The 24,350-nt window shown below is 71.4% G+C and carries 26 protein-coding genes, 3 tRNA genes and 1 pseudogene; 5 read left to right on the top strand and 25 right to left on the bottom strand.

Features of this window, described 5'->3' with window-relative positions; translation table 11 throughout:
• On the bottom strand, positions 1-619 hold a 619-nt coding region (locus FNX44_RS07095), incomplete at its 3' end, for a DAK2 domain-containing protein (RefSeq protein ID WP_143647119.1).
• 291 nt (positions 620-910) lie between these two features.
• Here FNX44_RS07095 and rpmB point away from each other — a divergent pair.
• On the top strand, positions 911-1,096 hold the full coding sequence (gene rpmB / locus FNX44_RS07090; protein WP_028426177.1) for a 50S ribosomal protein L28: 186 nt from the start codon (positions 911-913) through the stop codon (positions 1,094-1,096).
• A gap of 143 nt (positions 1,097-1,239) precedes the next feature.
• On the opposite strand, the gene thiD is transcribed toward rpmB, so the two are convergent.
• Both thiD and FNX44_RS07080 read right to left on the bottom strand, forming a co-directional pair.
• Positions 1,240-2,049 carry a bifunctional hydroxymethylpyrimidine kinase/phosphomethylpyrimidine kinase gene (gene thiD / locus FNX44_RS07085; RefSeq protein ID WP_323369103.1) on the bottom strand — a complete coding sequence of 270 codons (810 nt, stop codon included), beginning with the start codon at positions 2,047-2,049 and terminating at the stop codon, positions 1,240-1,242.
• Positions 2,046-3,038 carry a thiamine-phosphate kinase gene (locus FNX44_RS07080; RefSeq protein WP_143647118.1) on the bottom strand — a complete coding sequence of 331 codons (993 nt, stop codon included), beginning with the start codon at positions 3,036-3,038 and terminating at the stop codon, positions 2,046-2,048. Before FNX44_RS07080 ends, thiD begins: the two co-directional genes overlap by 4 nt.
• 254 nt (positions 3,039-3,292) lie before the next feature.
• On the opposite strand from FNX44_RS07080, the gene FNX44_RS07075 reads away from it, so the two are divergent.
• Positions 3,293-3,526, top strand: coding sequence for an Lrp/AsnC family transcriptional regulator (locus FNX44_RS07075; protein WP_143647117.1), 234 nt, complete (start codon positions 3,293-3,295; stop codon positions 3,524-3,526).
• Between the two features lie 119 nt (positions 3,527-3,645).
• Here FNX44_RS07075 and FNX44_RS07070 read toward each other — a convergent pair whose 3' ends face one another.
• From FNX44_RS07070 to FNX44_RS07060, 3 genes are all read right to left on the bottom strand, one after another.
• Complete coding sequence (locus FNX44_RS07070) at positions 3,646-4,800, bottom strand: D-alanine--D-alanine ligase family protein (RefSeq protein ID WP_143647116.1); 1,155 nt, start codon at positions 4,798-4,800, stop codon at positions 3,646-3,648.
• Between the two features lie 153 nt (positions 4,801-4,953).
• On the bottom strand, positions 4,954-5,955 hold the full coding sequence (locus FNX44_RS07065) for an NAD(P)H-dependent glycerol-3-phosphate dehydrogenase (protein ID WP_143647115.1): 1,002 nt from the start codon (positions 5,953-5,955) through the stop codon (positions 4,954-4,956).
• Positions 5,952-6,791, bottom strand: a complete 840-nt coding sequence (locus FNX44_RS07060) for a lysophospholipid acyltransferase family protein (RefSeq protein ID WP_143647114.1) — start codon at positions 6,789-6,791, stop codon at positions 5,952-5,954. The genes FNX44_RS07065 and FNX44_RS07060 overlap by 4 nt, the downstream gene beginning before the upstream one ends.
• A gap of 130 nt (positions 6,792-6,921) precedes the next feature.
• Here FNX44_RS07060 and cofC point away from each other — a divergent pair, with 130 nt between their 5' ends.
• A complete protein-coding gene (gene cofC, locus FNX44_RS07055) occupies positions 6,922-7,626 on the top strand; it encodes a 2-phospho-L-lactate guanylyltransferase (RefSeq protein ID WP_143647113.1) in 705 nt (234 codons plus the stop codon).
• On the opposite strand, the gene FNX44_RS07050 is transcribed toward cofC, so the two are convergent.
• From FNX44_RS07050 to leuC, 5 genes are all read right to left on the bottom strand, one after another.
• Positions 7,598-7,801 (bottom strand): hypothetical protein, encoded by a 204-nt coding sequence (locus FNX44_RS07050; RefSeq protein WP_143647112.1) that lies wholly within the window; start codon positions 7,799-7,801, stop codon positions 7,598-7,600. The two genes, cofC and FNX44_RS07050, sit on opposite strands and share 29 nt — an antisense overlap.
• 178 nt (positions 7,802-7,979) lie before the next feature.
• Positions 7,980-8,591, bottom strand: a complete 612-nt coding sequence (locus FNX44_RS07045; RefSeq protein WP_143647111.1) for an HU family DNA-binding protein — start codon at positions 8,589-8,591, stop codon at positions 7,980-7,982.
• A 124-nt stretch (positions 8,592-8,715) separates the two neighbouring features.
• Positions 8,716-8,949 carry an SCO5555 family protein gene (locus FNX44_RS07040; RefSeq protein ID WP_143647110.1) on the bottom strand — a complete coding sequence of 78 codons (234 nt, stop codon included), beginning with the start codon at positions 8,947-8,949 and terminating at the stop codon, positions 8,716-8,718.
• A gap of 250 nt (positions 8,950-9,199) precedes the next feature.
• On the bottom strand, positions 9,200-9,793 hold the full coding sequence (gene leuD / locus FNX44_RS07035) for a 3-isopropylmalate dehydratase small subunit (RefSeq protein WP_143647109.1): 594 nt from the start codon (positions 9,791-9,793) through the stop codon (positions 9,200-9,202).
• 6 nt (positions 9,794-9,799) lie between these two features.
• Complete coding sequence (leuC, locus tag FNX44_RS07030) at positions 9,800-11,233, bottom strand: 3-isopropylmalate dehydratase large subunit (protein ID WP_143647108.1); 1,434 nt, start codon at positions 11,231-11,233, stop codon at positions 9,800-9,802.
• 166 nt (positions 11,234-11,399) lie between these two features.
• Between leuC and FNX44_RS07025 the strand changes: the two genes are divergently transcribed.
• Positions 11,400-12,125 (top strand): IclR family transcriptional regulator, encoded by a 726-nt coding sequence (locus tag FNX44_RS07025; RefSeq protein WP_143647107.1) that lies wholly within the window; start codon positions 11,400-11,402, stop codon positions 12,123-12,125.
• 169 nt (positions 12,126-12,294) lie between these two features.
• Here FNX44_RS07025 and FNX44_RS07020 read toward each other — a convergent pair whose 3' ends face one another.
• Positions 12,295-12,786 carry a DUF4188 domain-containing protein gene (locus FNX44_RS07020; protein WP_143647106.1) on the bottom strand — a complete coding sequence of 164 codons (492 nt, stop codon included), beginning with the start codon at positions 12,784-12,786 and terminating at the stop codon, positions 12,295-12,297.
• Between the two features lie 152 nt (positions 12,787-12,938).
• On the opposite strand from FNX44_RS07020, the gene FNX44_RS07015 reads away from it, so the two are divergent.
• On the top strand, positions 12,939-13,613 hold the full coding sequence (locus FNX44_RS07015; RefSeq protein WP_143647105.1) for a MerR family transcriptional regulator: 675 nt from the start codon (positions 12,939-12,941) through the stop codon (positions 13,611-13,613).
• 50 nt (positions 13,614-13,663) lie between these two features.
• Here FNX44_RS07015 and FNX44_RS07010 read toward each other — a convergent pair.
• From FNX44_RS07010 to FNX44_RS27915, 13 genes and pseudogenes are all read right to left on the bottom strand, one after another.
• Positions 13,664-13,736 (bottom strand) — tRNA-Glu (locus tag FNX44_RS07010).
• A gap of 27 nt (positions 13,737-13,763) precedes the next feature.
• Positions 13,764-13,836 (bottom strand) — tRNA-Glu (locus FNX44_RS07005).
• Positions 13,837-13,863: 27 nt separating this feature from the next.
• Positions 13,864-13,935, bottom strand: a tRNA-Gln gene (locus FNX44_RS07000).
• A gap of 241 nt (positions 13,936-14,176) precedes the next feature.
• On the bottom strand, positions 14,177-15,670 hold the full coding sequence (gltX, locus tag FNX44_RS06995; RefSeq protein ID WP_143647104.1) for a glutamate--tRNA ligase: 1,494 nt from the start codon (positions 15,668-15,670) through the stop codon (positions 14,177-14,179).
• Positions 15,663-16,445 (bottom strand): fumarylacetoacetate hydrolase family protein, encoded by a 783-nt coding sequence (locus tag FNX44_RS06990; protein WP_143647103.1) that lies wholly within the window; start codon positions 16,443-16,445, stop codon positions 15,663-15,665. The genes gltX and FNX44_RS06990 overlap by 8 nt, the downstream gene beginning before the upstream one ends.
• Positions 16,446-16,626: 181 nt before the next feature.
• On the bottom strand, positions 16,627-17,205 hold the full coding sequence (locus tag FNX44_RS06985; RefSeq protein ID WP_143647102.1) for a GTP-binding protein: 579 nt from the start codon (positions 17,203-17,205) through the stop codon (positions 16,627-16,629).
• The gene (locus tag FNX44_RS06980) at positions 17,186-17,719 is read right to left on the bottom strand and encodes a DUF742 domain-containing protein (protein ID WP_143647101.1); all 534 of its coding nucleotides are present in this window, start codon (positions 17,717-17,719) and stop codon (positions 17,186-17,188) included. Before FNX44_RS06980 ends, FNX44_RS06985 begins: the two co-directional genes overlap by 20 nt.
• 114 nt (positions 17,720-17,833) lie before the next feature.
• Positions 17,834-18,247, bottom strand: a complete 414-nt coding sequence (locus FNX44_RS06975) for a roadblock/LC7 domain-containing protein (protein WP_143647100.1) — start codon at positions 18,245-18,247, stop codon at positions 17,834-17,836.
• A 10-nt stretch (positions 18,248-18,257) separates the two neighbouring features.
• Positions 18,258-21,641, bottom strand: coding sequence for a nitrate- and nitrite sensing domain-containing protein (locus FNX44_RS06970; RefSeq protein WP_143647099.1), 3,384 nt, complete (start codon positions 21,639-21,641; stop codon positions 18,258-18,260).
• Between the two features lie 339 nt (positions 21,642-21,980).
• Positions 21,981-22,559, bottom strand: a complete 579-nt coding sequence (locus FNX44_RS06965) for a GTP-binding protein (protein WP_143647098.1) — start codon at positions 22,557-22,559, stop codon at positions 21,981-21,983.
• Complete coding sequence (locus FNX44_RS06960) at positions 22,540-22,956, bottom strand: DUF742 domain-containing protein (protein ID WP_143647097.1); 417 nt, start codon at positions 22,954-22,956, stop codon at positions 22,540-22,542. Before FNX44_RS06960 ends, FNX44_RS06965 begins: the two co-directional genes overlap by 20 nt.
• A 67-nt stretch (positions 22,957-23,023) precedes the next feature.
• Positions 23,024-23,437 (bottom strand): roadblock/LC7 domain-containing protein, encoded by a 414-nt coding sequence (locus FNX44_RS06955; protein WP_143647120.1) that lies wholly within the window; start codon positions 23,435-23,437, stop codon positions 23,024-23,026.
• Between the two features lie 9 nt (positions 23,438-23,446).
• Positions 23,447-24,350 (bottom strand): annotated as a pseudogene (locus tag FNX44_RS27915) (histidine kinase); the annotation flags it as partial.

Here is a 24,350-nt window from a genome sequence, read left to right as displayed (position 1 = left end):
GCGGCGGGGTGCGTTCCCCGGTCAGCGCGGTGACCAGCGCGCCCAGGACGGCCACCAGTCCGTAGCCGCCTGCGTCGACGACACCGGCGTCGGCGAGGACGCCGAGCTGTTCCGGGGTCTCCGCGAGGGCTCGGCGGGCGCCGGCCCAGGCCGCCCTGGAGACGACGGCCGGGTCCGCGTCGTCCGTCGCGGCGACCTCCGCGGCGTCGGCGGCGGCCGCGGCGACGGTGAGGATCGTGCCGGCGACCGGGTGTGCGACGGCCGCGTTGGCGGAGCGGGCGGCCCGCCGTAGCGCGGTCGCCAGATCGCCGCCCTCCCCCACCACCTCGGCCATGCCGCGGAGCAGCTGGGCGAGGATCGTGCCGGAGTTGCCGCGCGCCCCGATCAGCGCGCCGTGCGCCATGGCGTTGACGGCCTCCACGGTCGTCGGATCGCCGGCCGCGGCGGCCTCCACCGCCTGGGCGGCGGACTCGACCGTCAGGTAGAGGTTCGTGCCGGTGTCCGCGTCCGCGACCGGGTAGACGTTGATCGCGTCGATCGTCTCGCGGGCCCGGCCCAGGGAGTCCAGGGCCTGGGCGCACCAGGTGCGCACCGCGGCGGCGTCGAGCGGGTGCAGCACGGAGGGGCCTCCTTGAGCGGTCTGGTCCGGACAGGGGCCTGTCCGGCGGACAGACCCTAGCCGCGCGGCCCGCCGCACGGCACCGGGCCGACGGCGCAGGCCCGGTCCCGGCGGGCGGAAACGGGCTGATTTCGATGTTCGACCGCGGCCGTTGTATGCTTCTCCGGTTGCCTGACAGAAGTCAGGTTTTCCTCTCTGGCGCAGCCGGTGGTCCCCCCGAGGTCTTGCGGGTGGCAATCCAGCTTCGTCCGGGATTCACCGTACGTGCATCTGAAGTCTTTGGAGTGACCCGTGGCTGCCAACTGCGACGTCTGCGGCAAGGGGCCGGGCTTCGGCAACAGCATCTCCCACTCGCACCGCCGCACCCCCCGTCGCTGGAACCCCAACATCCAGCGCGTGCGTGCCGTGGTCGGTCGGACGCCGAAGCGCCTCAATGTCTGCACCTCGTGCATCAAGGCCGGGAAGGTCTCGCGCTGACGCGGTTTCCGCAGCGCGGCCTCGCCGGTCGCTGAAGAGCCGGTCCACCTCTGGTGGGCCGGCTCTTCGCGCATGTCCGGGGGCGGCGAGCGGGTGGCGCCGATGGCGTCGCGCCGGCCGCGGCGGGTCCGGTGGCGGAGGGGTCAGCGGGCGGTGCGCCAGCCGTGGTGGACCGGGCCGATCCCGGCGCCGAGGGCGAACCCGGCGCGGATGGCGCCCGTGACGTACTCCTTGGCGGCGGCGACCGCCTCCGGGACCGCCGCGCCCTTGGCGAGTTCGGCGGCGGTCGCGCTGGCGAGCGTGCAGCCGGTGCCGTGGGTGTGCCGGTTGGGGTGCCGGGGGGCGCGCAGCCAGTGCTCGGTGGTGCCGTCGGTGAGCAGGTCGACGGCGTCGCCTGCGAGGTGGCCGCCCTTGATCAGCGCCCAGCGGGGGCCCAGTTCCAGGACCGCCTCGGCCGCCGCCGGCAGGTCGCGTTCGCCGGTCACCCGGACCCCGGTGAGCTGTTCGACCTCGTCCAGGTTGGGCGTGGCCACGGTGGCGTTCGGCAGCAGCCGGGTGCGGACGGCGTCCAGCGCGCTCACCGCGAGCAGCGGATCGCCGTGCTTGGAGACGCCGACCGGGTCGACCACCACCGGGACGTCGAGGTCGGCGAGCAGTTCGGCGACGGTCTCCACCAGTTCCCGGGAGGCGAGCATGCCGGTCTTGACGGCTTGGACGCCGATGTCGTCCACGACGCTGCGGAACTGGGCGCGGACGGCCTCCGGCGGTAGTTCCCAGGCGCCCTGGACCCCCAGGGAGTTCTGGGCGGTGACGGCGGTGAGCACGCTCATGCCGTGGGTTCCGAGCGCCAGCATGGTCTTCAGGTCGGCCTGGATTCCGGCGCCGCCGCCGGAGTCCGAGCCGGCCACGGTGAGGACCCGCACCGGGCGGGTGGCGGTTTCCGCGGTGGTCACGAGTCTCCTCCGAAGTGGTCCCAGCCGCCCGCGCGGTCCCAGGGGGCGCCGTCGACGGTCACCCGGGACTGCGCCGAGGGGTGCAGCACCTCCCCGACGCGGCGCCAGCGGGCGGGCAGTTTGCGGTCGGGCGGGAACGTCGCGACGATCGCGTGGTCCTCGCCGCCGGTGAGCACCCACTGGAGCGGGTCGACGCCCACCGCCTGGCCGATGTCCTGCATCTGGGCGGGCACGTCGAAGTCCGCCGAGCGCACGTCGATCCGCACCCTGCTGGCGTCGGCGATGTGGCCGAGGTCGGCGATCAGGCCGTCGCTCACGTCGGTCATGGCGGTGGCGCCGAGGTCGACGGCGGCCGGGCCCGCGTCGTAGGGCGGCTCAGGTCTGCGGTGTGCCTCGACGAACGCCCGCGGTGAGCGGAAGCCCCGGGCGAGCACGGCGTGGCCGGCGGCCGACCAGCCGAGCCAGCCGGTCACCGCGACGACGTCGCCGGGCCGGGCGCCGCCCCTGGTCACCGGCTCCCGGCCCTGGAGGTCGCCGAGCGCGGTGATGGAGACGGTGATCGTCTCGCCGCGTACGACGTCCCCGCCCGCCACCGCCGAGCCGGCCACCCGGCACTCGTCGCTGATGCCGTCCATCAGCTCCGCCGGCCAGGTCACCGGCAGGTCGGCGGGGACGACCAGGCCGAGCAGCAGCGCGGTCGGCACCGCCCCCATGGCCGCGATGTCCGCGAGGTTCTGCGCGGCGGCCTTGCGGCCCACGTCGTAGGCGGTGGACCAGTCCCGGCGGAAGTGCCGTCCCTCCAGCAGGATGTCGGTGCTGGCCACCACCCGGCGGTCCGGCGCGGCGATCACGGCCGCGTCGTCGCCGGGGCCGAGCCGTACGGCCGGAGTGGCGTCGATGCGGGAGGTCAGCTCCCGGATCAGGCCGAACTCACCGAGTTCACCGACCGTCTCGGGAGTCCGGGGGTGCCCCCCGGTGGAACTCAGCATCCGTCTGCCCTTTCGGCTCTGTGGTGTGCGCGCGGTTGTGCGGCGCGCTCGGCTCTGCGGCGCGCGTACGGGGGTCCGGCGGTGCGCGGACCGGTTCGGACGGCGGCGGCGCGGTGGTCCGCCCCGGTCGTGCGGGCGGGCGGGGTCGACGCGCCGTACGACAAGCGGTGACGGGACTCGCCGCGACGGGTGACGACGCGGTACCGTGGCGTCCCTTCTCCTCCCATGATCCTCGAAGCCGCCCTGGAGGTCCCGTGGTACAGGCCTACATCCTGATCCAGACCGAGGTCGGCAAGGCGTCGACGGTCGCCGAGGTCATCGGGACGATTCCCGGAGTGATCCAGGCCGAGGACGTCACCGGCCCCTACGACGTCATCGTGCGCGCGGAGGCGGACACGGTCGACGAGCTCGGCCGGCTGGTGGTCGCCAAGGTCCAGCAGGTGGACGGCATCACCCGCACTCTGACCTGCCCGGTCGTTCATCTGTAGCTCCCCGTGTGCCCGAGCGGCGCCGACGCCCGGCAGTGAAGACTACAGCCCCCGGGCACGGCGGCCCGAGGGCGAGGGCGCCGCCCGCCCGTCACAACGGCGCGCGGGCGGCGGCCCGTTCAGCGCAGACCGGTGGGCCGGTGCAGGGCGCTCTGGATCAGCCGGTCGACCAGTTCCGGGTAGGACACGCCGGACTTCTCCCACATCTGCGGGTACATGGAGATGGGGGTGAAGCCGGGCATGGTGTTGATCTCGTTGATCACGTAGCGGCCGTCCTCCAGCAGGAAGAAGTCGGCGCGCACCAGCCCCTCGCAGGAGACCGCCTCGAACGCGGCCACCGCGAGCCGCTGCACCTCGGCGGTCTCCTCGGCGGTGAGCGGCGCCGGCACGATCCCGGCGGAGGCGTTGATGTACTTGGCCTCGAAGTCGTAGAAGTCGTGGCCCGTCCCGGTTCCCGGCGCCGGGATCTCGGCGGGCACGCTGGCGCGCGGCCCGTCTCCGAACTCCAGCACGCCGCACTCGATCTCCCGGCCACTGAGCAGCGCCTCGACGAGGATCTTCGGGTCGTGGCGGCGCGCCTCCTCGACGGCCTCGTCGAGCCCGGTGAGGTCGTCGACCTTGGTGATGCCCATCGAGGAGCCGGCCCGGGCGGGCTTCACGAAGACCGGCCAGCCGTGCTCGGCGGCGAAGTCCACGACCTTCTTGCGGGCGCCGGAGGCGTCCTGCTCCCACTCACGCGGCCGGATCACCTCGTACGGGCCGACCGGCAGCCCGTAGGAGGCCAGGACCCGCTTCATGTACTCCTTGTCCATGCCGACCGCGCTGGCGAGCACGCCCGAGCCGACGTAGGGCACGCCGGACAGCTCCAGCATTCCCTGGATGGTGCCGTCCTCGCCGTAGGGGCCGTGCAGCACGGGGAAGACGACGTCGACCTCGCCCAGCACCTCGGGGACCTCGCCGGGCCTGCTGTGGACGACCTCGCGGCCGGCCGGGTCGAGCGGTAGCAGCACCCCGCCGGGGCCGCCGTCGGAGAGCTGCGCCACGTCCGGGAGCTCGCTGCCCCTGATCGACATCCGTTCGGCGTCGTCGACCGCGCGCACCCAGCGGCCGTCGGCGGTGATACCGATCGGCAGCACGTCGTACCTGGTGCGGTCGATCGCGCGCAGGACGGCGCCGGCGGTGACCACCGAGATCCCGTGCTCTGAGCTGCGGCCGCCGAAGACGACGGCGACACGCGGCTTGGACGGCTGGCTGGAGGCGTAAGTCGTGCTCATCGCGACGAGATTACCGCCTGTACCGTCGGGTACCGCAGGCGCGGCACGACTCGCGCGGCGACGCTCTCTCGCCGTGCCGGACCGGTCACCGTCGGCTGCCGTCCCGGCTGCCGCTGGGCTCCCGGCCCGGTCTGTCGGCCGCGGGCCCGGGGGTCAGGCGCCCTCGGCCTTCGCGCTGCGCGACATCAGCTCCTTGAGCGCCACCAGCGGCGGCTTGCCCAGGTGGACGATGTTCACGACGGTCTCGGTGATGGGCATCTCCACGCCGTGGCGAGTGGCGAGGTCGAGGACCGACTGGCAGGACTTGACGCCCTCGGCGGTCTGCCGGGTGACCGCGATGGTCTCCTCCAGCGTCATACCCCGGCCCAGGTTGGTGCCGAAGGTGTGGTTGCGGGAGAGCGGCGAGGAGCAGGTCGCCACCAGGTCGCCCATGCCGGCGAGACCGGCGAAGGTGGCCGGGTCCGCGCCGAGCGCGGCGCCCAGCCGGCTGGTCTCGGCCAGCCCCCGGGTGATGAGCGACGCCTTGGCGTTGTCGCCCAGGCCCATGCCGTCCGCGATGCCCACCGCCAGGCCGATGACGTTCTTCACGGCGCCGCCGAGTTCGCAGCCGACGACGTCGGTGTTGGTGTACGGACGGAAGTACGGGGTGTGACAGGCGGCCTGGAGGCGGCGGGCGACCTGCTCGTCACGACAGGCCACCACCGAGGCGGCGGGCTGGCGGTCGGCGATCTCCCGGGCCAGGTTGGGACCGGAGAGCACCGCGATGCGGTCCTCGGGGGCGTCGGCGACCTCCGCGATCACCTCGCTCATCCGTTTGGCGGTGCCGAGTTCGATGCCCTTCATCAGCGAGACGAGCACGGTGTCGGCCGGAAGCAGCGGCCGCCAGTGCGCGAGGTTGTCGCGCAGCGTCTGGGAGGGGATGGCCAGGACGGTGAACTCCGCGTCCCGCGCGGCCTGCGCCGGGTCGGCGGTGGCCTGCACCGCGTCCGGCAGCCGAACTCCGGGAAGGTAGTCCGGGTTGACGCGGGTGCTGTTGATCGTGTCGGCCAGTTCGGTGCGGCGGCCCCACAGCGCCACCTCGCAGCCGGCGTCGGCGAGCACCATCGCGAACGCCGTGCCCCAGGACCCGTTGCCGAATACCGCCACCCTGGTCACGCGTTCTCTCCCTTGGTCTCGGCGCCGTTCTCGGCCTTCGCGCCGGCGTTGTGCGCGGTGATGTTCCCGCCGTTCCCGGCGTGGTTCCCGGCGCCGGGGTCGGCCGGTCCGCCCTCCGGGCGGGTGCGGGTGCGGCGGTACTGGAACCTTTCAGCGGGCACGGGTTCGCCGCGCACCTCCGCCAGTTGCTCGGTGATGGCGTCCATCAGGACCTCCGTCACCTCACGCAACACCTCGGCGGTGGGCTCGCGGTCGTAGTAGGCGGAGAGGTCGACCGGCGGACCGGCCTGTACTTTCAGCGTCTTGCGCGGGAAGAGTCGGATCCGCTTGGTCTTCGCGTACGGCGGCACCGCCTCGTTGGCGCCCCACTGTGCCACCGGGACGACCGGTGCCCGGGTCAGCAGCGCCACCCGCGCGGCGCCGGTCTTGCCGACCATCGGCCACTGCTCGGGATCCCTGGTCAGCGTGCCCTCCGGGTAGAAGACCACGCACTCGCCCTTGCCGATGGCCTGGACCGCCGCCCGGAAGGCCCCGATGGCGTCCGCGGACTCGCGGTACACCGGGATCTGGCCCGTCTTGCGCATCATGAAGCCCACGAAGCCGCCCTTGAACAGGCCGACCTTGGCCAGGAAGCGCGGGACGCGGCCGGTGTTGTACTGGAAGTGGGCGTAGGACAGCGGGTCGAGATACGAGTTGTGATTGACCACGGCGATAAAGCCGCCGTCCCGGGGAATGTGCTCCATTCCGGACCACTCGCGCCTGAAGAGGAGAAGGAGTGGCGGTTTGGCGATTACCGCGGCAAAGCGGTACCAGAAACCGATTCTGTGGCGCGACACCCGGACACCATCTCCTCTTACCGTGCTGCTCTGCGCGCTGCCCTGTGCGCTGGGACAACCGCACAAGTGTGGCCCCAAGCCGTCACGCTGTCGAGGACACGGTAACCCCCGGCCGGACGCGGGGGTGAGAATGGGGGTGATGCCGTACAAGACGAGCACGGGCAGTGGGGGCGACTGGACGCTTGTGGTCCCCCTCAAGCCTCTGACCAGGGCAAAGAGTCGACTGTCCGCCTCAGTCGGGGAGTCGGCGCGGGCACGGCTGGCGCTGGCCTTCGCACAGGACACCGTCGACGCCGCGCTGCGCTGTCCCCTGGTGCGGGCTGTGGTGGTGGTCACTGACGACGTGCGCGCCGGGCGTGTCCTGGCCGAGGCGGGGGCGCGGGTGGTGCCCGACGTGGTGGGCGGCGGACTCAACGCCGCGCTGCGCCACGGGGCCGCGCGGGCCCGCTCGGAACTGGCGGCCGGTGCGGTGGCGGCGCTCAACGCGGACCTCCCGGCGCTGCGGGCGATCGAGCTGTCTCGGGTGCTCGTCGCCGCCGCGACCGCGCCGCGGGCCTTCCTCGCGGACGCCGCAGGGACGGGGACGACGCTGCTGGCGGCCGGCCCCGAGGTGGCGTTGCGGCCGGCGTTCGGCCCGCGGTCGAGGCGGCGGCACCTCGCCTCGGGGGCGGTCGAACTGCCGCTGCCCGACGTGCCGGGCGCGCGTCAGGACGTGGACACCGGTGAGGACCTGCTGGCGGCGCGCGAACTGGGCGTGGGCGGCCACACACTCGGCGCGCTGGGCGCCGTCGGCGATGTCGACGCGGTCAGAGCGTCTGGAGTGTCACCAGGGTGACGCGCAGCTTCTCGCCCTCACCCTCGGTCTCCAGGCGGACCCGCTGTCCGGGGCGGAGCAGACGCAAACCGCCGGCGTCGAAGGCGGCGGCGTCGAACGGCACCGGAGTGCCGTCGTCGAGCAGCACACTGCCCGACCTGGTCTGCGGATCGTAGGTGTAAGCGGTGGCCTGCATGGGGCAGAGCCTAGTGCCTCACCCCTCGCGCGCCCCTCGGCGGGCGACGGGCCGGACGGCGGTGCGGGCGCGACCCGTGGCGCGTGGGTCTCCGGCGGTCGGGCGGGACCTTGCCCGACCGCACGCGACCGCGGGCCGGGCTCCCGACGAAGGTCCGGCGCCGCACTCGCCGTCCGGATCAGCGCTTGCGCGCGGTGGTCTTCTTCGCGGTGCTCTTGCGCGCCGTCGTCTTGCGGGCCGGTGCCTTCTTGGCGGTGGCCCGCTTGGCCGGGGCCTTCTTGGCGGTGGTCTTCTTCGCGGTGGTCTTCTTGGCCGTCGCCTTCTTGGCGGTGGTCTTCTTCGCGGTGGTCTTCTTGGCTGTCGCCTTCTTCGCGGTGGTCTTCTTCGCGGTGGTCTTCTTGGCCGCCGCCTTCTTCGCGGCCGCCTTCTTGGTGGCGGCCTTCTTGGTCGAAGTGCCGCCGGAGAGGCTGCCCTTGGGCGCCTTCTTGACCGCCACGTCGTTCTTCGGGAGCTTCTTGGTGCCGCTGACCAGGTCCTTGAATCCCTGGCCCGCGCGGAACCGCGGAACCGAGGTCTTCTTGACCCGCACACGCTCACCGGTCTGCGGGTTGCGGGCGTAGCGGGCGGGGCGTTCGACCTTCTCGAACGAGCCGAAACCCGTCACGGAGACCCGCTCGCCCGCGCACACCGCGCGGACGATCGCGTCCAGCACGATGTCGACCGCGTCGGCTGCCTGCTGGCGGCCACCCAGCTTGTCTTGGATCGCTTCAACGAGCTGCGCCTTGTTCACGTCTTCCCCTTCGGAGACATTGCCGGAACGAATGTGTTCAAGCTTTTTCGCACGGTAGGCAGATATATACCGCAAATCAAACACGAAACGGGCTAATCACCCTTGTGCCGCAACGAACTGCCGGTCACGCAGGGGGGAAGCGGCCTGCCGCTATGTCTTCCAGCTCCTCCATCAGCCGATCCAGTCGCCGCGCCGCCGCGGCCAGATCCTGCTTCGACGCGGCCGTGATGGCGAGCAGCCTGCGAGCGAGCACCGCCCGTTCACTCTCCGGGATGTGCAGGGTGCGCACCCTGCGGTGCGCTTCCTTCAGACGGGCGGCGACGGCCTCGTACAGCTCGAGTTGACTGTCGCCTTCCATGCACCGATTGTGCCACCTGGGGTGAGTTGTCGCCTCACGAGGGTCCAACGACTCGCCCGAGACCATTGGAACGGGTCGGCGGGGCGCCAGTCAATTACCGGCCAACTCCCCTGACTCAAAGATGAGTTCGAGCCACCAGAACCGCCATTCGAGGGAGTTGACCCCGGACAGCGCAACGGCGCCTCCACCCGGCCGGGTGGAGGCGCCGCTCGGGCCGAACATGCGGCCGGTGCTTCGCGGGACGGGACGGTCAGGCGGCCTGCGTCCGCGGTTTGAAGGACGGCCGGTTGGCTTCGTACGCGGCGATGTCGTCCTCGTGCCGGAGGGTGATGCTGATGTCGTCCAGCCCCTCCAGGAGCCGCCAGCGGGCGTTCTCGTCCAACTCGAAGGGCGCTTCGACGCCCGGGGCCAGCACCTTGCGGGCCACCAGGTCGACCGTCACCTCCACGGTCGGGTCGGCTTCGGTCAGCTCCCAGAGCGCGTCCACCGTCTCCTGCGGCAGCACCACGGTGAGCAGGCCGTTCTTCAGCGAGTTGCCGCGGAAGATGTCAGCGAAGCGGGAGGAGATGACGGTTTTGAAGCCGTAGTTCTGGAGCGCCCAGACCGCATGCTCACGGGAGGAGCCGGTGCCGAAGTCGGGGCCGGCGACCAGCACCGTGGCGCCCGCCCGCTCGGGGCGGTTCAGAACGAACTCCTCGTCCTTGCGCCAGGCTTCGAAGAGGCCGTCCTCGAAGCCGTCCCGGGTGACCTTCTTCAGCCAGTGCGCGGGGATGATCTGGTCGGTGTCGACGTTGCTGCGACGCAGCGGGACCGCCCGGCCGGTGTGCGTGGTGAAGGCTTCCATGGCTGTTCAGACTCCCGCGGGCGTGGTTACGTCGGTCACTTCGGTCAGGTCTGCGGGCGCGGCCAGCCGGCCCACAACTGCGGTGGCGGCGGCCACCTGCGGCGAGACCAGGTGGGTCCGGCCGCCCTTGCCCTGCCGGCCCTCGAAGTTGCGGTTCGAGGTCGACGCCGAGCGCTCACCGGGGGCGAGCTGGTCGGGGTTCATACCCAGGCACATGGAGCAACCCGCGTGCCGCCATTCGGCCCCGGCGGCGGTGAACACCTTGTCCAGCCCCTCCTCGACGGCCTGCAGCGCCACCCGGACCGAGCCGGGCACCACCAGCATCCGCACCCCGTCGGCGACGCGCCGGCCGGAGAGCACCTCCGCGGCCGAGCGCAGGTCCTCGATACGGCCGTTGGTGCAGGAGCCGACGAACACCGTGTCCACGGCGACCTCGCGCAGCGGCTGTCCGGCGGTCAGCCCCATGTACTCCAGCGCCTTCTCGGCCGCCAGACGCTCGCTGGGGTTGTCGAAGGAGGCCGGGTCCGGCACCGAGGCGGACAGCGGCGCGCCCTGCCCGGGGTTGGTGCCCCAGGTGACGAACGGCGACAGTTCGGCGGCGTCGATGACGACCTCGCGGTCGAAGACCGCGTCGTCGTCGGTGCGCAGGGTGCGCCAGTAGGCGACGGCCGCGTCCCAGTCGGCGCCCTCGGGGGCGTGGTCCCGACCGCGCAGATAGGCGAAGGTGGTGTCGTCCGGCGCGATCATGCCGGCGCGGGCACCGGCCTCGATCGACATGTTGCACACCGTCATCCGGGCCTCCATCGAGAGCTTCTCGATGGCCTCGCCCCGGTACTCCAGGACGTAACCCTGGCCGCCGCCGGTACCGATGCGGGCGATGACCGCGAGGATCAGGTCCTTGGCGGTGACCCCCTCGGGCAGTTCGCCGTTGACCGTGATCGCCATCGTCCTGAACGGCGTCATGGGCAGCGTCTGGGTGGCCAGGACGTGCTCGACCTGGCTGGTGCCGATGCCGAACGCCAGCGCGCCGAACGCGCCGTGGGTGGAGGTGTGGCTGTCTCCGCAGACGACCGTCATGCCGGGTTGCGTCAGGCCCAGCTGCGGCCCGACGACGTGCACGACGCCCTGCTCGACGTCGCCCAGCGGGTGCAGCCGGACGCCGAAGTCCGCGCAGTTCTTGCGCAGCGTCTCCAACTGGGTCCGGGAGACCGGGTCGGCGATGGGCTTGTCGATGTCGAGGGTCGGGGTGTTGTGGTCCTCGGTCGCGATGGTCAGGTCGGTCCTGCGGACCTGGCGGCCGTTCTTGCGCAGCCCGTCGAACGCCTGCGGGCTGGTCACCTCGTGCAGCAGGTGGAGATCGATGAAGAGGAGGTCCGGCTCTCCCTCAGCACGCCGGACGACGTGGTCGTCCCATACCTTCTCCGCGAGTGTCCGTGCCATCGCATTCCCTCCAGCCGGCTGCGTTGCCGACCACGTGTCTAGAGGCCTGTCAGAGACGTCCGCCCACCGCGTCCCCTCGCTGGCGGTGGTGGCCGTTATGCAAGCGTGGCGGGTTTCGAGCCGAATTGAACTTGCGTTTCGTAATGTGAGACGCAAGTATCGACGCATGGACAACTCTGGTGGCGCCTCGAGCGGAGTGGGCGTTCTCGACAAAGCGGCTCTGGTACTGAGCGCTCTGGAGTCCGGTCCGGCCACGCTCGCCGGACTGGTCGGAGCGACCGGACTGGCGCGCCCGACGGCGCACCGGCTGGCGGTCGCCCTGGAACACCACCGGTTGGTGGCGAGGGACATGCAGGGCCGGTTCATCCTCGGCCCGCGCCTGTCCGAGCTGGCGGCGGCGGCCGGCGAGGACCGGCTGCTCGCCTCGGCCGGACCGGTACTGACACACCTGCGGGACGTGACGGGCGAGAGCGCCCAGCTCTACCGCCGACAGGGCGACATGCGCATCTGCGTGGCCGCCGCGGAGCGCCTCTCCGGCCTGCGGGACACCGTGCCGGTGGGCTCCACACTGCCGATGAAGGCCGGGTCGGCCGCCCAGGTGCTGATGGCCTGGGAGGAGCCGGAGAGGCTGCACCGCGGCCTCCAGGGCGCGCGCTTCACGGCCACCGCGCTCTCCGGCGTCCGGCGCCGCGGCTGGGCGCAGTCGGTGGGCGAGCGGGAGCCGGGCGTCGCCTCCGTCTCGGCGCCGGTACGCGGGCCGTCGAACCGCGTCGTCGCGGCCGTGTCCGTCTCGGGCCCGATCGAACGACTCACCCGCCACCCCGGCCGGATGCACGCCCAGGCCATCGTCGAGGCCGCCAACCGCCTGTCGGAATCCCTCCGCCGCGGCTAGGAAAGTGGCGTCGTCCGCAGACGCCGCAGCCCAGACGGGACTTTCGAAGCACGCCCCCAGGCCCGCACACCTCCCCAGGCCGCCCTGGCGCCGGACGACGGCGCCAGGGCGGCCTCACGCGTTCTCAGTGCGCTCAGCGCCGTCGGCGCGCCCTCCGGCAGCGCCGCGCTCACGCACCGTGCGCCTCGAGGCGCTGTGCGGCCGTCTCGCCGCGCCGGCCGACCGGTATGACGCCCGTGGCCGCACCGAGGCCGAACGCCGGCATGGACACGTACACCGACTCGTAGCGACCCGGCGGCACGACGTACGTCTCGTGCCAGAAACCGACCTTGCCGCGCCCGGCCCGTATCCGCCGGTTGAACGCCGCCCACGCCGGGCGGTGGCGCCGGTCCGGCGCCGAGGCGTAGGCCAGCAGCTTCTCGTGCGACGACCAGTACTGAACGAGGTAGATGTCCCGAAGGCCGCCCCGCAGCACCCGGTAGCCGAGCAGGCCGCTCTCCTTGTCCTGCGACAGCTCGCGCAGCATCCCGGGCATCGCCCGGAACACCGGGAACCAGCTGCGCAGGGCGAGCAGGTTGTTGATCCGCATGCCGATGAGGAAGACCGTGATCTCCCCCTCGGCAGCGGCGGTTGTCCTGCCCTGGTTGACGGAAGCTCCCACGACGTCCCCCTTTGCCCAGGCACCCACCTTGGAGAGTGCCGCTATCCATGCTTGGATAGTGACACTCTCCGAGCGGGAGCGCAAGAGGGAATCACGAGGTTCACCCCTGCCGGTGAAGCGGCGCCGGGGTGGCGAGGAGCGGGAGGGTCGCGATGCGGCTTGCCGAGTTGAGCGAGCGGAGCGGAGTATCCACCGCGACGATCAAGTACTACCTGCGGGAAGGCCTGCTGCCGCCCGGCGAGCGGATCACCGCGACGCAGTCCGAGTACGGCGAGGACCATCTCCGCCGGCTGCGGCTGGTCAGGGCGTTGATCCAGGTCGGCCGGGTGCCGGTGGCGACGGCCAGGGAGGTGCTGGGCGCCGTCGACGACACCGCTCTCGACATGGACGAGCGGCTCGGCATCGCGGTCGGCTCACTGCCGCACCAGACCCCGGAGGACCCGGACGACCCGAACGTGTCGGCGGCCCGGGAGACGGTCGAGGGCCTGCTGGGCGAGCTGGGGTGGCCCTCGGACCGGTCCTATCCCGCCGGCGAGTCCCTGGTCACCGCCGTGGCGACGCTGCGCCGGCTCGACTACCCCTGCGACGTCGCCAGCCTGCTCCCCTACGGCCGGCTCGCCGCCGAGCTGGCCGTCAGCGATCTGGACATGATCGCCGCGATCGGGACGCCCGTCACACAGCTGGAGGCGGCCGTGGCGCTGACCGTGCTCTACGAACCGGTGCTGCTCAGCCTGCGGCGCATGGCCCACGCCGAGGAGTCCCGGCGCCGCTACTCGACGACCGGGGACGGCGACCCCGACGTCCCGGCCGAACCGGCGGACGGCTGAAACGCGTCGGGCCCGGCACCTGTGAGGTGCCGGGCCCGACGTCGATCGAGTACCCCCGACCGGATTCGAACCGGCGCTACCGCCTTGAGAGGGCGGCGTGCTAGGCCGCTACACAACGGGGGCTCCATCGCGACTCTCGGAGAGAGTCAGTACCCCCGACCGGATTCGAACCGGCGCTACCGCCTTGAGAGGGCGGCGTGCTAGGCCGCTACACAACGGGGGCATCGATCTAAGCGAAGCGAAGATCGCGCTGGGCTACCAGGACTCGAACCTAGACTAACTGAACCAGAATCAGTCGTGCTGCCAATTACACCATAGCCCACTGAGACGCAAGCTCCTGTGGAGCTTCTGTCCTAGTGTCCGCCTCCCGGTTCCGGCCTTTCGGCCTGCCCCGTTCGGCGACAGGAAGAACATTACCTGATGGTGGACGGTGCTCCAAAACGGGTATCCCCTGAGGCCGGCGGGCCGTTCGGAACGGCGAACGCCGGGCGGGCCGCCACGCGGTCCACCCGGCGTTGCCGCCGTTCGGCGAGGTGCCGAAGCCCCGGCCGAAGCCCGGAGGATCAGCCGCCCTGCTCCAGCTTCTTCAGCGCCGCGTCCACGCGCGCCAGCGTGCGCTCCCTGCCGAGTACCTCCAGGGACTCGAACAGCGGCAGCCCGACCGTGCGCCCGGTCACCGCGACCCGCACCGGCGCCTGCGCCTTGCCGAGCTTGAGCCCGTGCTCCTCTCCGGCGGCGAGCACCGCGCCCTTGAGCGCGTCCGCGTTCCAGTCCGCCTCGGCCAACTTCGCCCGGGCGGTGCGCAACATCTCCTCCGCGCCCGGCTTCATGGCCTTCTTCCACGAGGCCTCGTCGAGGACCGGCTCGTCCAGGAAGAGGAAGTCGACGTTCTGCGTGATCTCCGACAGGACGGTGAGCCGTGTCTGGGCCAGCGGCGCCAACTCCTCGAAGGCGGCTCGGTCGAAGGCCTCCGGGCGCCAGGTGGCGTACGGCTCACGCAGCCAGGGTTCGCAGGCGGCGACGAACTCGGCGACCGGCATCTCCCGCAGGTGCGTGGCGTTGATCGCCTCGCACTTCTTGAGGTCGAAGCGGGCCGGGTTGGCGTTGACGGCGCCGATCTCGAACGCCTCGACCATCTCGTCCAGGGTGAAGATGTCCCGGTCCTCGGCCAGCGACCAGCCCAGCAGCGAGAGGTAGTTGAGCAGACCGGCGGGCAGGAAGCCGCGCTCCCGGTAGAGGTTGAGGGAGGACTGCGGGTCCCGCTTGGAGAGCTTCTTGTTGCCCTCCCCCATCACGTACGGCAGATGGCCGAACTCCGGGACGGTGCCGGCTCCCACACCGATCTCGGCGAGCGCGCGGTACAGCGCGATCTGCCGCGGCGTCGAGGAGAGCAGGTCCTCGCCGCGCAGTACGTGGGTGATCTCCATCAGCGCGTCGTCGACGGGGTTCACCAGGGTGTACAGGGGCGCGCCGTTGGCCCTCACGATGCCGTAGTCCGGCACGTTCTCGGGGGTGAAGGTGAGTTCGCCGCGCACCAGGTCGGTGAAGGTGATCGTCTCGTCCGGCATCCGGAAGCGGACGATCGCGCTCCGTCCCTCGGCCTCGTAGGCGGCCCGCTGCTCGGCGGTCAGGTCCCTGCACTGGCCGTCGTAGCCGGAGGGGCGTCCGGCGGCCCTGGCAGCCTCCCGGCGCGCGTCCAGCTCCTCGGTGGTGCAGTAGCAGCGGTAGGCGTGGCCGGCCTCCTCCAGGCGGGCGGCGACGTCCGTGTACACGTCCATCCGCTCCGACTGGCGGTAGGGCCCGTGCGGACCGCCGACCTCGGGGCCCTCGTCCCAGTCGAGGCCGAGCCACCGCATGGAGTCCAGCAGCTGCCGGTAGGACTCCTCGGAGTTGCGGGCGGCGTCGGTGTCCTCGATGCGGAACACCAGCGTGCCGCCGTGGTGGCGGGCGAACGCCCAGTTGAAGAGGGCCGTGCGGACCAGTCCCACATGCGGGTTGCCGGTCGGCGACGGACAGAAACGGACCCGCACGGGGGCGGGTGTGCTTGCGCTAGCCACGCTTGATCACCTTGTTGGTGAGAGTGCCGATGCCTTCGATGGTGACGGCGACCTCGTCGCCGACGTTGAGGGGTCCGACACCCGCCGGGGTGCCGGTGAGGATGACGTCGCCCGGGAGCAGCGTCATGGCCTCGGTGATGTGGACGATCAGCTCCTCGACGGAGCGGACCATCTCGCTGGTGCGGCCCAGTTGCCGCTGTGCCCCGTTGACGGTGCACATGATCGCGAGGTCGGCCGGGTCGACCTCGGTCTCGATCCACGGGCCGAGCGGGCAGGAGCCGTCGAAGCCCTTGGCGCGGGCCCACTGCTCCTCGCTGCGCTGGACGTCGCGGGCGGTCAGGTCGTTGGCGCAGGTGTAGCCGAGGATCACGTCCCGGGCCCGCTCGCGCGGTACCTGGCTGCACATCCGCCCGATGACCACGGCCAGTTCGGCCTCGTGGTGCAGTTCGCCGGAGAAGGCCGGGTAGCCGACCGGGTCGTCGGGGCCGACCACCGAGGTGGAGGGCTTGAAGAAGACGACCGGGGTGTCGGGCACGGTGTTGCCGAGCTCCCTGGCGTGCTCGGCGTAGTTGCGGCCGACGGCGACCACCTTGCTGGGCAGGACGGGCGGCAGCAGCCGCACCTTGTCCAGCGGGACCTTCTGCCCGGAGCGCTCGAACTCGGCGAACGGGTGGCCCTTGATGATGTCGAGCGCGGGCCCGCCCTCGGTCTCGGAGTCTCCCTCCAGGACCCCGAAGCCGACGTTGCCGTCGATGGAAAATCTGGCGATGCGCACGGGTGGTGTCGCCCCTCACTGACGTACGGCGCGCAGCACGTACGTGCTGGCCTGCTGAAACCTGACGCTCCAGCGTATCGGGCCGGCGGGTCCGGGGCGTTCCGGACGGGTCGTCGTCCGGCGCCCCGGACCGACCGGCCCGAGGAGAGAGGGGGAAAGCCGCCGCCAGAGGGCGTGCCGTTCAGCGCAGGCGTGCCATCAGGGCGTGCTCGACCAGGGTGATCAGCGCGCTCTTGGCGTCGGCGCGGTGACGTGCGTCGGTGGTGATGATCGGTGTGTCGGGGCCGATCTGCAGCGCCTCGCGGACCTCGTCCGGGTTGTACGGCTGGTGGCCGTCGAAGCCGTTCAGCGCGATCACGAACGGCAGGCCGCTGTTCTCGAAGTAGTCCACCGCCGGGAAGCAGTCCGCCAGGCGGCGGGTGTCCACCAGCACGACGGCGCCGATGGCACCGCGCACCAGGTCGTCCCACATGAACCAGAACCGGTCCTGACCCGGCGTACCGAACAGGTAGAGGATCAGGTCCTGGTCGAGGGTGATGCGACCGAAGTCCATCGCGACCGTGGTCGTGGTCTTGTCACCGGTGTGGGTGAGGTCGTCGATCCCGGCGGAGGCGGAGGTCATCACGGCCTCGGTACGCAGCGGATTGATCTCCGACACGGCGCCCACGAAGGTCGTCTTGCCCACGCCGAACCCGCCCGCCACCACGATCTTCGCGGAGGTGGTGGAGCGGGCCGCACCGCTAGAGCTTCCGAAGTCCACTGAGCACCCTTTCAAGCAGTGTCACGTCAGGCTGTCCACCGGCGGCCTCGTCACCGCCGGGCTGATGAATGGCGACGAGTCCGGCCTCGGCCAGGTCAGCGACGAGGATCCGGGCAACGCCGAGGGGGATGGAGAGGAGGGCGGAGATCTCCGCGACGGACTTGATCTCGATGCACAGGCGGCAGATCCGCTGGTGCTCCGGAAGCTGCCCCTGGAGTTTCATGGGGTCCGCGGTCGTGCTGACCAGCGCCTCGATGGCGAGCTGGTAGCGCGGCCGGGTGCGGCCACCGGTCATCGCGTACGGCCGTACCAGCGGCTGCGAGTTACCGCCTCCGGAGCCTCCGGAGTCACGCCGCGAACCGCCGCCGCCCTGGGGAGGCTGTTGCCGCTGACGCGGCGGCTGCGACGCCTGCTGGTGGTGGCTGGGCGTCGAAGGGAAGTTGTAGCGCTGGTACTGAGGGTCGCGCTGCGGCTGGTGCGCGTTGCCGTACGGACCGCCTGGGGGCGTAGTCACGTCTCCTCCTCCGACTGCCGATGTGCGAGAAGCGCCTCCGGGGAGACGCCCCCTGGTGACGTTTCGCGTCCCCGCACCCTAAGGCTCAGCGACGCGATACGCACCGGTTGTTTGTTAGTTGAGAAGACTTCCCTGGAGTTCCGAGCGCAGCTCGGGCGTGAGCACGGTGCCCGCCCGGTCCACCAGCAGAGCCATCTCGTAGCCGACGAGGCCGATGTCCGCCTCGGGGTGCGCGAGCACCGCGAGCGAGGAGCCGTCGGAGATCGCCATGATGAAGAGGAAGCCGCGCTCCATCTCCACGACGGTCTGGTTGACGCTCCCACCCTCGAAGATCCGCGAGGCCCCCTGGGTCAGCGACGTCAGCCCGGAGGCCACCGCGGCGAGCTGGTCGGCTCGGTCTCTGGGGAACCCCTCGGACATCGCCAGGAGAAGGCCGTCGGCGGAGACCACCACCGTGTGCGACACCCCGGGGGTGTTCTCCACGAAGTTGGTGATCAACCAGTTCAGGTTCTGCGCCGCCTGGCTCATCGGGCTCACACTAACGCTCCTGATCGTAGGTGCTGCCGGTACCGAAGCCCGGCCGTTCGTTCTGCTTGCCGCCCTGGCCGCCGCGTCCCCTGCGGACACCGCGGTGCAGGTTGCTCAACCTGCCTCGGACGTCCTCCGGGGCACGGGAGACCTGGGGTCCGCCCTGCGGGGTCTGCTCCGCCGTTCCCTCGACCAGATTGGCCTTGGGCACCCGACGCGGCAGCCCGGAGGTGGTGGTGCCGCCTGCCTTGGGAGCGCGGACGTTCTCCGCGCGCTCCCAGCGCTCGTCGTTCGCCGAGCGCCAGTCGGCGTTGTCGGAGTCGGTCTGCTGCCCGCCGCCTCCGGATTCCGCTTGCGACTGGGCCTGCGGCTGCCCCGGCCCCTCCGGCCGAACTCCCCGCTTCTCCCTACGCGGAAGACCCGCGCTGGTCAAAGAGGGGGGGACGGACGAGGACGAGCCCGGACGGTCGAAGCCTACGCGCTCCCCGCCGGTAGCGGGAGCCACGGGCCCGGATTCCGCTTCAGCCTCGGGGCGGCCGTTCTGGCTGCCCGGCACGGCCTCGGGGCCCGTCGCGTCGTAGTCCGACGTGCGGTAGTCGCCCTGGGCCGCCGGATAGCCGTCGGCGGTCTCCGGGGACTGGTAGCCGTAGCCGTCCTGACCGGCGTAGCCCTCGGCGGGTCGGCCTCCGGACGGGGCGCCCTGACCGAAGGCGTCGAAGCTCGAGCCCGAGCCCGCGTAGCCCTGCTCCGCGCCGGTCGGGTAGCCCTGCCCGTAACCGGGTTCGGCCTGGTAGTCCGGCTGGCGGCCGTAGTCGCTGTCGGTGCCGTAGCCGGGATCGGCGCCCCGGTCGTAGCCGTGGTCCGGGGCGGCGCCGCCGGACGGGTAAGCCTCGGCCTGGTAGCCGTCGTAGCCGCCGTCCTGCTGGTACCCGGTGCGCTGCTCGTAACCGTCGTGGCCGTCGTAGCCCGACTGCTGCTCGTAGCCCTGGTCGTAGCCGTCCTGCTGGTCGTAGTCCTGCTCGTAGCCGTTCTGCTGCTCCTGGCCCGGCTGCTGTTCCTCCTGGCCGTAGCCGTCGGACTCGGCGCCCAGCGCGGCGCGGCGCTCCTCGCGGTGCAGCGAGCGGCCCACCGGATCGAGCGATGATATGTCGTCGGGAACCTGCACCGAGCCGTAGCGGCTGTCGTCGAAGCCGAGTTCGGCCGCCGAGCGGTGGTCCAGGTAGGGCTGCTCGTGCTGCTGCTCGACCTGCTGCTGCTCGGGCACGATCCGGGAGACGGTGAAGTCGCCGCTCTCCGCCTCGTCGCCGCCACCGCCGTGGGTGATCACCTCGGGCAGCATGACCAGGGAGGTGGTGCCGGCCTGCTCGCCGGAGGGGCGCAGCTGGACGCGGATGCCGTGCCGGTCGGCCAGCCTGCCGACCACGTACAGACCCATGCGCTGGGAGATCGCCGCGTCCACGGTCGGCGGGTCGGCCAGCTTGTGGTTGATGTCGGCGAAGTCCTCGGCGGTGAGGCCGATGCCCTTGTCGTGGATCTCGATCATGACCCGGCCGTCGGGCAGTCGGGTCGCGGTCACCTTGACGTTCGTCTGCGGGGAGGAGAACGAGGTGGCGTTCTCCAGCAGCTCGGCGAGGAGGTGCACGAGGTCGTTCACGACGGAGCCGTGGATCTCGCTCTCGGGGACGCCGGAGATCTCGATGCGCTCGTAACTCTCCACCTCGGAGGCGGCGGCGCGCATCACGTCGACCAGCGGGACGGGCTGCGTCCAGCGGCGCCCGGGCTCCTCGCCCGCGAGGACCAGCAGGTTCTCGCCGTTGCGGCGCATACGCGTCGCGAGGTGGTCCAGCTTGAAGAGGTTCTCCAGCTGGTCCGGGTCGGCCTCGTTGTTCTCCAGGTTGGTGATCAGGTCGAGCTGGCGCTCGATGAGGCCCTGGTTCCGGCTGGAGAGGTTGGTGAAGATCGCGTTGACGTTGCCACGCAGCAGCGCCTGTTCGGCGGCGAGCCGGACGGCCTCGCGGTGGACCTGGTCGAACGCCCTGGCGACCTCGCCGATCTCGTCCTTGGTGTCGATCGGGATCGGCTTGACCTGGGTGTCGACCTTGCCGGGCTCGGTGCGGGAGAGCTGGTCGACGAGCATCGGCAGGCGCTGTTCGGCGACGTCGAAGGCGGCGTTGCGCAGCCGGTGCATGCTGCGGCTCATGGACCGGGCCATCAGACCGGCGACCACGAAGGCGATGAGCAGCGCGGCGAGCACGATCACCGAGTTGACGATCGCCTCACGCCGGGCGTCGGCGGCGATGTCGCCGGCCTCCTGCACCGCGCGGTCGGCGAGGTCGCGCTCGATCGCGCGGTAGGTGTCGAACTTGCCGGTCGTGGCGCGGTACCAGACCTCGGCGGTGATGCCCTGCTCGCGCAGGGCGGAGGGGCGGAGGCCCGAGCCGATGCGCTCGGCCATCACCGGCATCGCGGGCGGCGAGACGAAGTCCTGACCGGCGGCCTCGGCCTGCTCCTTCGCCTTGGCGAGCTCGTCCTGGCTCTTGGCCTGAAGGGCTTCCAGGTCCGCTCGCAGGCGCTTGCCGTCCTCCTCGGTGCCGGCGGAGAAGAACTCGCTGAGCGCGATGTTCTCCAGGTAGATGTACGAGGAGAAGGCCTTGACCTGCTCGGCCTTGTCGGCGGCGCCCGGGCCGGGCTTGACCAGCAGCTGGGTGCCGATGGAGCGGGTGAGCGACTGGGCTGCGTTCGCGAGCGAGATGGCGTAGACGGTACGTCCGTAGGACGTCACGTTGCCGGTGCCCAGGCCCAGTTCGTTGGCGAGGTTCATCAGCGGGTGCTGGACCTCGACGTAGGCGAGCTGGGTGTCGACGCCCTTGAGCTTGGCGGTGTAGGCGTTCGCGCGCAGCTCCTCCAGCTTCGGCTCGACCTCGGCGAAGCGGGAGAGCCGGCGGTTCAGGCTCGCGGTCTTCGGCGCCCGGCCGGCGGCGGCGTGGAAGGCGTCCTTGGCCTCGTCGGTGGCCTTGCGGGCCTCGGCGACCTCGGCGGAGTCCGTCTCGCCGCGCAGCAGCGGTGCCGCGCTGCGGTCACGCTCGTCGAGGAGAGCGTTGCCGTAGGCGGCGGCGGCCCGGACGAGTTCGGCGGTCGCCTCGGCGTCCTGCGCCTCGCCCAGCGTCTCGATCGACGACTGCACCCGGAAGCCGCCGAACAGCAGGGCGACCAGCACCGGGATGAGCAGGATCGCGTTCAGCCTGGTGGCCACCCGCCAGTTGCGGGGAGCGAACCTGCCGCCCGCCGACTCCGCGGTGGGCATGGGTGTCTCAGCCGGTGAAGCCGCGCTGCGCGGCGGCGTGAAGTTGCCCCGCGACTCCGGCGGCGGGGGTGCCGTCTTGCTTCGCCTCACTCGACCAAACCCTCTCGGCGTAGGCACTCGTGCCTCGACGTGCCATAACTACTGCTGAGTTCAGCGAATTCCAGCACGCCGACAGTGAGCATTCCAAACACTTGAACGTGAGATCACAAGTACTCAACGGAACAGCGAGGCGGACATCTCGGTAAGCAAGGGATAAAAGACCCCTCGATCTGCGCTCAGCGCGAACCTACGCTCGCGTCATGTGTCCGACACCCTCGGTTTCCCCATGGAATCTCTGTCGAACCGTTATGAAGCGGAAGAGGGCAGGGCGTGTGATAGCTCACAAGCCCTGCCCTGTCCGCAACCGGCTTACCGGTGGAGCGCCGTTGATCAGCGCAGTCGCGCCAGCAACGCGTGCTCCACAAGCTGGATGAGCGCGGTCTTGGCGTCGGCGCGGTGACGTGCGTCGGTGGTGATGATCGGCGCGTCCGGTCCGATCTGCAGCGCCTCGCGGACCTCCTCCGGGCTGTACGGCTGGTGGCCGTCGAAGCCGTTCAGCGCGATCACGAACGGCAGGCCGCTGTTCTCGAAGTAGTCCACCGCCGGGAAGCAGTCCGCCAGGCGGCGGGTGTCCACCAGCACGACGGCGCCGATGGCACCGCGCACCAGGTCGTCCCACATGAACCAGAACCGGTCCTGACCCGGCGTACCGAACAGGTACAGGATCAGGTCGTCGTCCAGGGTGATGCGACCGAAGTCCATCGCCACCGTGGTCGTGGTCTTGCCCCCGGTGTGGGAGAGGTCGTCGATCCCGGCGGAGGCGGAGGTCATCACGGCCTCGGTACGCAGCGGATTGATCTCCGACACGGCGCCCACGAAGGTCGTCTTGCCCACGCCGAACCCGCCCGCCACCACGATCTTCGCGGAGGTGGTGGAGCGGGCCGCACCGCTAGAGCTTCCGAAGTCCACTGAGCACCCTTTCAAGCAGTGTCACGTCAGGCGCGCCACCGGCCTCGGCGTTGCCGCCGGGCTGGTGGATGGCCACCATGCCGGCCTCGGCGAGGTCGGCGACGAGGATCCGGGCGACACCCAGCGGGATGGCGAGCAGCGCGGAGACCTCCGCGACGGACTTCACCTCACGGCACAGGTGGCAGATGCGCTGGTGCTCGGGGAGCAGGCCCGGCAGCTGTGCCGGGTCGGCGCTCGTGCTGACCAGGGCCTCGATGGCGAGCTGGTAACGCGGCCGGGTGCGCCCACCGGTCATGGCGTACGGGCGCACCAACGGCTGGTCGCCCTCACCGTCGTCGTACGACGCATGATGATCAGCGGCACCGTACGGTCCGGGTGAGGCGGGCGGGGTGGTCATGGCTCCTCCGGCGAGGCAGAAGATCGGCGAGACGGACGGTCGTGCTCGTGTGGGGGGGAGCATGGGGCTAGCTGAGAAGACTTCCCTGGAGTTCCGAGCGCAGCTCGGGCGTGAGCACGGTGCCCGCCCGGTCCACCAGCAGAGCCATCTCGTAGCCGACAAGACCGATGTCGGCCTCCGGGTGCGCGAGCACCGCGAGCGAGGAGCCGTCGGAGACCGCCATGATGAAGAGGAAGCCGCGCTCCATCTCCACGACGGTCTGGTTGACGCTCCCACCCTCGAAGATACGTGAGGCACCCGCGGTCAGCGAGGTCAACCCGGAGGCGACCGCCGCGAGTTGGTCGGCCCGGTCCCGGGGGAAGCCCTCGGACATCGCCAGGAGAAGGCCGTCGGCGGAGACCACCACCGTGTGCGACACCCCGGGGGTGTTCTCCACGAAGTTGGTGATCAACCAGTTCAGGTTCTGCGCCGCCTGGCTCATCGGACTCAACTAACGCTCCTGCTGGTGAGTGGGGCCGAGGCCCCGGTCGTTGCTGTCGGTGCCGCCGGCCTGGCGGCCCTGCTGGATGCCTCGACGGAGGTTGGTGAGACGGCCGCGGACAGCGTCCGGGGCGCGCGAGACCTGCGGTCCGGCGGGCTGCGCGGACTGCGTCTGGGCGGTGCCCTCCACCAGGTTGGCCCTGGGGACCCGGCGCGGCAGTCCTGAGGTCGTCACACCGCCGGCGGCCGGCTGGCGCAGCCGCTCGGCGCGACGCCAACGGTCGTCGTTCGGTGAGGCCTGCCAGTTCGCGCCGTTGCGCTGGGCGGGCGCGCCGCCGCTCGGGCGGGGGGCGGGCTGCCCCTCGGCCGGTCGCGACGCGGGCTGCTGGCGCACCTGCGGCATCGGCTGCGTCCGCGTGGTGTCCGGCGCCGGCTGCTGCTCCCGGCCCCCGGCCCGCGCGGCGAACCAACTGGACTCCATCTCCTCGAAGATGGGCGTCCGGGTGTTGGCGGTCGCGGTGGCCGGGATGGGGATGTCCAGCTCGGTGGTGTCGTCGCGGAGGTCGGCCGACGGGGTGCGGCCGTTCGGCTCGCCACGTCCGTCACGGCCGCCGGCGGTCGTGCCGGCGAAGCCGGGCCGACTGTATTCGCCGGTGCTCTCCGAGTCCTCGTGGCCGCGCGGCGTCTCGTCGGCGGTACGGCTGCGAGGTGCCTCGGTCGGCCCTTCGGGGCCGTCGGCCCAGCCGGGACGGCGCTCGTCGGTCGGCGGCGCCTCGGCCCGCTGCGGCTCGGGGCGGCGCGGCTCGGGGCGCTGCTGCTCGGAGCCCTGGGCGGGCAGCTCGCCTATCGGGCCGCGCGCGGGCAGCTGGCGCTGCTCACCGGGCGCACCGGCGCGGTCGGCCGGTGCCTGCGGG

Source organism: Streptomyces alkaliterrae, from assembly GCF_007097205.2.
In the GTDB taxonomy this organism is placed as follows: Bacteria; Actinomycetota; Actinomycetes; order Streptomycetales; family Streptomycetaceae; genus Streptomyces; species Streptomyces alkaliterrae.
This window is presented reverse-complemented; position numbering and strand designations above follow the sequence as displayed.

What these genes read in the sequence shown, in the direction of transcription:
- FNX44_RS07040 (WP_143647110.1), bottom strand. Translation starts at nt 8,949, where the DNA reads ATGGAAGGCGACAGTCAACTCGAGCTGTACGAGGCCGTCGCCGCCCGT.
- FNX44_RS07070 (WP_143647116.1), bottom strand. Translation starts at nt 4,800, where the DNA reads ATGAGCACGACTTACGCCTCCAGCCAGCCGTCCAAGCCGCGTGTCGCC.
- leuC (WP_143647108.1), bottom strand. Translation starts at nt 11,233, where the DNA reads ATGGCACGGACACTCGCGGAGAAGGTATGGGACGACCACGTCGTCCGG.
- FNX44_RS06955 (WP_143647120.1), bottom strand. Translation starts at nt 23,437, where the DNA reads ATGAGCCAGGCGGCGCAGAACCTGAACTGGTTGATCACCAACTTCGTG.
- leuD (WP_143647109.1), bottom strand. Translation starts at nt 9,793, where the DNA reads ATGGAAGCCTTCACCACGCACACCGGCCGGGCGGTCCCGCTGCGTCGC.
- cofC (WP_143647113.1), top strand. Translation starts at nt 6,922, where the DNA reads ATGGGGGTGATGCCGTACAAGACGAGCACGGGCAGTGGGGGCGACTGG.
- FNX44_RS07015 (WP_143647105.1), top strand. Translation starts at nt 12,939, where the DNA reads ATGCGGCTTGCCGAGTTGAGCGAGCGGAGCGGAGTATCCACCGCGACG.
- FNX44_RS06960 (WP_143647097.1), bottom strand. Translation starts at nt 22,956, where the DNA reads ATGACCACCCCGCCCGCCTCACCCGGACCGTACGGTGCCGCTGATCAT.
- FNX44_RS07050 (WP_143647112.1), bottom strand. Translation starts at nt 7,801, where the DNA reads ATGCAGGCCACCGCTTACACCTACGATCCGCAGACCAGGTCGGGCAGT.
- FNX44_RS06975 (WP_143647100.1), bottom strand. Translation starts at nt 18,247, where the DNA reads ATGAGCCAGGCGGCGCAGAACCTGAACTGGTTGATCACCAACTTCGTG.
- FNX44_RS07080 (WP_143647118.1), bottom strand. Translation starts at nt 3,038, where the DNA reads ATGCTGAGTTCCACCGGGGGGCACCCCCGGACTCCCGAGACGGTCGGT.
- FNX44_RS07025 (WP_143647107.1), top strand. Translation starts at nt 11,400, where the DNA reads ATGGACAACTCTGGTGGCGCCTCGAGCGGAGTGGGCGTTCTCGACAAA.